The sequence below is a fragment of the Mycobacterium sp. E3305 genome (genome assembly GCF_001666785.1).
GTDB lineage: Bacteria > Actinomycetota > Actinomycetes > Mycobacteriales > Mycobacteriaceae > Mycobacterium.
Genome location: NZ_LZJA01000116.1, coordinates 1 through 4,348 on the forward strand (window position 1 = coordinate 1; position 4,348 = coordinate 4,348).

The window sequence follows — 4,348 nt, forward strand, 5'->3', positions numbered from 1 at the left end:
GCGGCCGCGCGAAACGCGCCGCCAGCTCGTCGGGCGCGCACGCGGCCAGCTCGGCGGCCGTCGCCGGGTCGGGATCGTGTGCGATCCACTCCGCCGCGGCGACCGCGAGCCGGGCGTCGCCGGAGGCCGAGGGTCGCTCGGGCGCCATCTAGAACCGGGCCACGACGTCGGCCAGCAGCGCACCCATCCGGCTCGCCGACGCGGCGCCCGCGGCGAGCACCTCGGCATGGCTCAGCGGCTCGCCGCTGATCCCGGCGGCCAGGTTGGTCACCAGCGACACCCCCAGCACCTCGGCGCCGGCGGCCCGCGCGGCGATGGTCTCGTGCACGGTGGACATCCCGACCAGGTCGGCGCCCAGCGCCCGCAGCATGCGCACCTCGGCGGGGGTCTCGTAGTGCGGCCCCGGCAGGCCGGCGTAGACCCCCTCGGCCAGCCCGGGGTCGCCTTGGCGGGCCAGGTCCCGCAGCCGCGGCGCGTAGGCGTCGGTCAGGTCCACGAACTGCGGGCCGACCAACGGCGAGCGGGCGGTCAGGTTGAGGTGGTCGCTGATCAGCACCGGCTGGCCAACCGTCAGGTCCGGCCGCAGGCCGCCGGCGGCGTTGGTGAGCACGACGATGCGCGCCCCCGCCGCGCAGGCGGCCCGCACCGGATGCACCACGTGGCACAGGTCGTGACCCTCGTAGGCGTGCACGCGGCCAACGAGCACCAGCACCCGGCGCTCGCCGATGCGCGTCGACATCAGTTCGCCGGTGTGCCCGACCGCGGTCGGCGGCGCGAACCCGGGCACGTCGGCCTGGGGCAGCACCGCGGTCGGCGAGCCCAGGGCGGCGACCGCCGGGCGCCATCCCGATCCGAGCACGACGGCCACGTCGTGCTCGGGGACTCCGGTACGCTCCGCGATGACCTCCGCCGCCAATCGCGCCAGTTCGGTGGGGTCGGAAGCGGGGTCGCTCACAGTCGGGGAGCTTAGCGCCGCGACGGCCCGCGCCGGCATATGTGAAAATCTGCCGCATGAAACTTCCTAGGTGGCAGGTGGTCGGCCTGGCCGTCGCCGTTGCGGTGTCACTGTTTTCGATTGCGAGCGGCCGGCCGCCGGTGGCGCGGGCCGACGGATGCCCCGATGTCCAACTCATCTTCGCCCGCGGCACCGCCGAGCCGCCGGGCCTCGGGGTGGCCGGAGATGCGCTGCTCGACGCCCTGCGGCCGGCCCTCGGCTCGCGCAGCGTCGACGCCTACCCGGTGAACTACCCGGCCAGCTACAACTTCCTGCAGACCGCCGACGGCGCCAACGACGCGCGCGACCACATCGCGCAGATGGTCGACCAGTGCCCGGGGACGCGGCTGGTGCTCGGCGGCTTCTCGCAGGGCGCCGCCGCGGTGTCGATGCTGGCCGGGGTGCCGCCGCTGGGCGAGCGGATCGGCAACTTCGGATCGGCCCCCGCGCTGGATCCCGGCCTGGCAAACAAGGTGGCGGCGGTCGCGGTGTTCGGCAACCCCGGAAACCGCTTCAACACGCCCTTGTCGACGACGGGTCTGTTCGCCGGCCGCGCCATCGACATCTGCAGCCCCGGTGACCCGGTGTGCGTGGTCGGCGGCCGCGACCGGGATGCGCACCACGATTACGGGGTGCCGCCGTACCCCGGGCAGGCGGCGGGATTCATCGCCGGGCTGGTGTAGGCCCGGGGCCTAAGGTCGCGGTGGGATACTGCGAGGATGCCCACCGCATTGGACGACCCGTCAAACAGGGTCGAGGAAGTCGTGCGGCGACGTGGCTCCGACCTGGTTGAGCTGTCCCACGCCATCCACGCCGAGCCCGAGCTGGCGTTCGCCGAGCATCGCAGCTGCGCGAAGGCGCAGGCATTGGTCGCCGAGCGTGGTTTCGCGATCACCGCGTCGGCCGGTGGACTGGACACCGCCTTCCGCGCCGACTTCGGCAGCGGCCCACTGACCGTCGGGGTCTGCGCCGAATACGACGCACTGCCCGAGATCGGTCACGCCTGCGGCCACAACATCATCGCCGCGTCGGCCGTGGGCACCGCGCTGGCGCTGGCCGAGGTCGCCGACGAACTGGGCCTGCGGGTGGCGCTGATCGGCACCCCCGCCGAGGAGATGGGCGGCGGCAAGGCGCTGCTGCTGCGCGCCGGGGTGTTCGACGACGTCGCGGCGGCGGTGATGCTGCATCCCGGTCCCGCCGACATCGCCGCGGCCCGCTCGCTGGCGCTGTCGGAGGCGACCGTGCACTACCGTGGCAAGGAATCCCATGCCGCCGTCGCGCCGCATCTGGGGATCAACGCCGCCGACGCCGTGACCGTCGCGCAGGTGGCCGTCGGGCTGTTGCGGCAGCAACTGGCCCCGGGTCAACTGGTGCACGGGATCGTCACCGACGGCGGACAGGCGGTCAACGTCATCCCCGGGCGCGCGACGCTGGAGTACGCGATGCGGGCGTTCGAGTCGGATTCCCTGAGACAGCTGGAGGGCAGGATGTACGCGTGCTTCGCCGCGGGCGCGCTGGCCACCGGCTGCGAATACGAGATCGACAACCCGGCGCCCGCCTACGACGAACTCCGGCCCGACGAATGGCTGGCCGACGTGTTCCGCGACGAGATGTGCCGGCTCGGCCGCGAGCCGGTGGCCCGCGAGGTCGAAGCGGCGCTGCCCATGGGCAGCACCGACATGGGCAACGTGACGCACGTGCTGCCGGGGATCCATCCGATCGTCGGGCTCGACGCAGGCGGCGCCACGGTGCACCAGCGCGCCTTCGCCACCGCCGCGGCCGGCCCCAGCGGCGACCGCGCCGTCGTCGAGGGCGCAATCATGTTGGCCCGCACGGTCGTTCAGCTGGCCCAAACACCCGCCCAGCGTGACCGGGTGCTGGCCGCGCGAGAACGGCGGGCGCACCCATGAGCCTGGCCGACGCCGCCACGTCCTGGCTGGCCGCACACCACGACGACCTCGTCGAGTGGCGCAGGCACATCCACCGCTACCCCGAGCTGGGCCGCCAGGAGTACGCCACCACCCAGTTCGTCGCCGAGCGGCTGGCCGACGCCGGGCTGAACCCCAAGGTGCTGCCGGGTGGCACCGGACTGGTCTGCGACCTGGGCCCCGAGCACGAACCGAGGATCGCCCTGCGGGCCGACATGGACGCGCTGCCCATGGCCGAGCGGACCGGCGCGCCGTACACCTCGACCATGCCCAATGTCGCGCACGCCTGCGGGCACGACGCCCACACCGCCATCCTGCTGGGCACCGCGCTGACCCTGGCGTCGGTGCCGGAGCTGCCGGTCGGCGTGCGGTTGATCTTCCAGGCCGCCGAGGAGCTGATGCCCGGCGGTGCGATCGACGCCATCGCCGCCGGCGCCATCACCGGGGTCTCGCGGATCTTCGCCCTGCACTGCGACCCGCGGCTGGAGGTCGGCAAGATCGCGGTCCGGCACGGGCCGATCACCTCGGCGGCCGACCAGATCGAGATCACGCTGCACTCGCCGGGCGGGCACACGTCGCGCCCGCACCTGACCGCCGACCTGGTCTACGGGCTGGGCACGCTGATCACCGGGCTGCCCGGTGTGCTGTCCCGCCGCATCGACCCGCGCAACGCGACCGTCCTGGTGTGGGGTGCGGTCAACGCCGGGGTGGCCGCCAACGCCATCCCGCAGTCCGGGGTGCTGGGCGGCACCGTGCGCACCGCGAGCCGGCAGACCTGGGTCGGCCTGGAGGACATCATCCGCGAGACGGTGTCGGCGCTGCTGGCGCCGCTCGGCATCGAACACACGCTGCAATACCGGAGGGGTGTGCCGCCGGTGGTCAACGAGGACGTCTCGACGCGCATCCTCACCCACGCGATCGAGGCCATCGGCCCCGACGCGCTGGCCGATACCCGCCAGTCGGGTGGGGGCGAGGACTTCTCCTGGTACCTCGAGGAGATTCCCGGTGCGATGGCGCGCCTGGGCGTCTGGCCGGGGCAGGGACCGCAGCTGGATCTGCACCAGCCGACGTTCGACCTCGACGAGCGGGCCCTGGCGATCGGGCTGCGGGTGATGGTCAACATCGTCGAGCAGTCGGCCGCGTTCGCGCTGCTGCCCTAGCGCGTCGCCCGCATGACGTGCTCGGCGATGTGCGCGTAACTTCGCAACGTGACGTCCGCCGCGTCGCTCATGATGTTGTAGCCATGGTCGACGCCGGCGACCTCGTAGTACTCCGCCAATGCCCCGACGGCGTCGAGCTTTTCGGCGTAGCTGCGGGCCTCGTCGCGAAGTCGATCGTGTTCGGCCGTCACGACCAGCGCGGGCGCGATACCGGCGATCCCGTCGGCGTTGTCGCCCCACGCGGGGGAGGCCAGGCGGTCGCGCCG

6 protein-coding genes are annotated in these 4,348 nt (G+C 73.2%); 3 read left to right on the forward strand and 3 right to left on the reverse strand.

Annotation, left to right across the window (positions count from 1 at the left end):
- Positions 1 to 148: hypothetical protein (locus A5701_RS28545; RefSeq protein ID WP_197499160.1), on the reverse strand; the 148-nt coding region annotated here is incomplete at its 3' end.
- Positions 149 to 955: a purine-nucleoside phosphorylase gene (locus A5701_RS10680; protein ID WP_067752363.1), complete on the reverse strand. Its 807-nt coding sequence runs from the start codon at positions 953 to 955 to the stop codon at positions 149 to 151.
- 56 nt (positions 956 to 1,011) lie between these two features.
- On the opposite strand from A5701_RS10680, the gene A5701_RS10685 reads away from it, so the two are divergent.
- From A5701_RS10685 to A5701_RS10695, 3 genes are read left to right on the forward strand one after another with little or no spacing between them, the layout of a single operon-like run.
- Positions 1,012 to 1,677 (forward strand): cutinase family protein, encoded by a 666-nt coding sequence (locus tag A5701_RS10685; RefSeq protein WP_067752366.1) that lies wholly within the window; start codon positions 1,012 to 1,014, stop codon positions 1,675 to 1,677.
- 36 nt (positions 1,678 to 1,713) lie between these two features.
- Complete coding sequence (locus A5701_RS10690) at positions 1,714 to 2,904, forward strand: M20 family metallopeptidase (RefSeq protein WP_067752370.1); 1,191 nt, start codon at positions 1,714 to 1,716, stop codon at positions 2,902 to 2,904.
- The gene (locus A5701_RS10695; protein ID WP_067752373.1) at positions 2,901 to 4,082 is read left to right on the forward strand and encodes an amidohydrolase; all 1,182 of its coding nucleotides are present in this window, start codon (positions 2,901 to 2,903) and stop codon (positions 4,080 to 4,082) included. Before A5701_RS10690 ends, A5701_RS10695 begins: the two co-directional genes overlap by 4 nt.
- Here A5701_RS10695 and A5701_RS10700 read toward each other — a convergent pair.
- A partial coding sequence (locus tag A5701_RS10700; RefSeq protein ID WP_156670039.1) for an alpha/beta hydrolase fold domain-containing protein occupies positions 4,079 to 4,348 on the reverse strand: 270 nt, incomplete at its 5' end. The two genes, A5701_RS10695 and A5701_RS10700, sit on opposite strands and share 4 nt — an antisense overlap.